General features: G+C 61.6%; 1 protein-coding gene and 1 pseudogene. Both read left to right on the forward strand.

What is annotated here, in order from left to right; genetic code table 11:
• Nucleotides 1-217: pseudogene (locus VBE63_RS28730) on the forward strand (glycerol kinase); the annotation flags it as partial.
• Nucleotides 214-1,734: glycerol-3-phosphate dehydrogenase/oxidase (locus tag VBE63_RS28735; RefSeq protein ID WP_323686395.1), on the forward strand; the 1,521-nt coding region annotated here is incomplete at its 3' end. The pseudogene VBE63_RS28730 and the gene VBE63_RS28735, both read left to right, overlap by 4 nt.

Consider the following 1,734-nt stretch of genomic DNA (forward strand, 5'->3'; position numbering starts at 1 on the left):
TGAGACCACCGCGCTCGGCGCCGCTTATCTCGCCGGCCTTGCAGTCGGCTTCTGGGAAAGTCGCGATGAGATCGCCAAGAAGTGGGCACTGGATGTGCGTTATCGTCCACGCATCGAGGAGGCCAAGCGCGAGAAGCTGTTTAAACGCTGGCATCGTGCGGTGGAGCTGGCGAAAGGATGGGCGAGGGAAGACGTGGGAGCCGATGACGCACTATGAATCTAAGAGACAGCAATATCGCCAAGCTCCCCAATCGCGTGTTCGATGCGCTGATCATCGGCGGTGGGATCAATGGGGCCGTCTCGGCGGCCGCGCTGTCGGGCAAGGGCGCGAGCGTGGCCTTGATCGATCAGCGCGACTTCGCAGGTTTTACCAGTCAGCAGTCATCGAACCTGGCCTGGGGCGGGATCAAGTATCTGGAGAGCGGTGACTATGGCTTGGTGCGCAAGCTGTGCCTGAGCCGGAATCACCTGATCGACAGCTATCCGAGCCGGGTGCAGGAGATCCGCTTCTTCGCCACGATCGACAAGGGGTTTCGGTTCTCGCCCTGGTTCCTCTGGCTGGGTACCTGGGTCTATTGGCTCTTCGGCAACGGCTACACGCGCATCCCGCGGTTTCTGACCAAGCGCCGTATCGACTCCGAGGAGCCGGTGGTGAATACCAGCAATGCTGTGGGCGGCTTCGAGTATTCCGATGCCTATCTGCACGATAACGACTCGCGCTTCGTGTTCCAGTTCGTACGCGCGGCGATGGACCGAGGCACCATCGCGGCCAACTATGTCGAGTCGTTGGGCTCGCGGCGTGAAGAGATCGGCACAGAAATCGGAACAGAGAGCGGTCAAGACGCGGCCTGGATCACTGAGGTGCGCGATACCCAGAGCGGCGAGACCTTTCAGATCCGCTCAAAGATCTTGATCAATGCCGCCGGCCCCTTCGCGGATGGGCTCAATCAGCGCAACGGCGAGCAGACTGAGCACCAGCATCTATTCTCCAAGGGCATTCATCTGATCGTGCCGCAGGTGACTCCAGAGCCTCATATCCTGACCTTCTTCGCCGATGACGGGCGGCTATTCTTCGTCATCCCGATGGGCGTGCGCACCTGTATCGGCACCACTGATACAAGGGTCGAGCGTCCGTTCACCGAGGTGACGAACGAGGATCGGGATTTCGTGCTCGAGAACATCAACAAGCGGCTGAATCTCGAGCGACCGCTGACCCGTGCCGACATCATCGCCGAGCGCTGCGGCGTGCGTCCGCTGGTGGTCAAGCGAGCCCCCAACACGGCTGTTGGGGGTTCAGACGTCAGCATCCATAGCTCTGCCGGCAATGGCCATGGTGCGGAAGGCGGCGGCAATGGTGCGGCTGATGAGGAAACGGCTGAGAATGGCAAGACTGGAGATGGCGACGCCGCAGAGGGCGAGCGCGACTGGATGCAGCTCTCGCGCAAGCACGAGATCGATGTCGACCGCGGGCACGCGCATGTCTCGATCTACGGCGGCAAGCTGACCGACTGCGTCAATGTCGGCAACGAGGTCTCGGAGATCGCCGCCGAGCTTGGCATCGAGCTGCCACACGCTCGCTACCGCTGGTATGGCGAGCCGCATCGCTCGGTGTACGAGGAGTACATGCACCAAGCACGGCTGATGGACCTGGACAGCTACACCTCGCCAGATTCGATCGAGCCACTCTCCAGCCGGCTCTGGCGCCGCTACGACCAGCAGGCCTTCGAGCTGCTA

The sequence above is a fragment of the Lamprobacter sp. genome, assembly GCF_034860625.1.
Lineage (GTDB): Bacteria > Pseudomonadota > Gammaproteobacteria > Chromatiales > Chromatiaceae > Lamprobacter.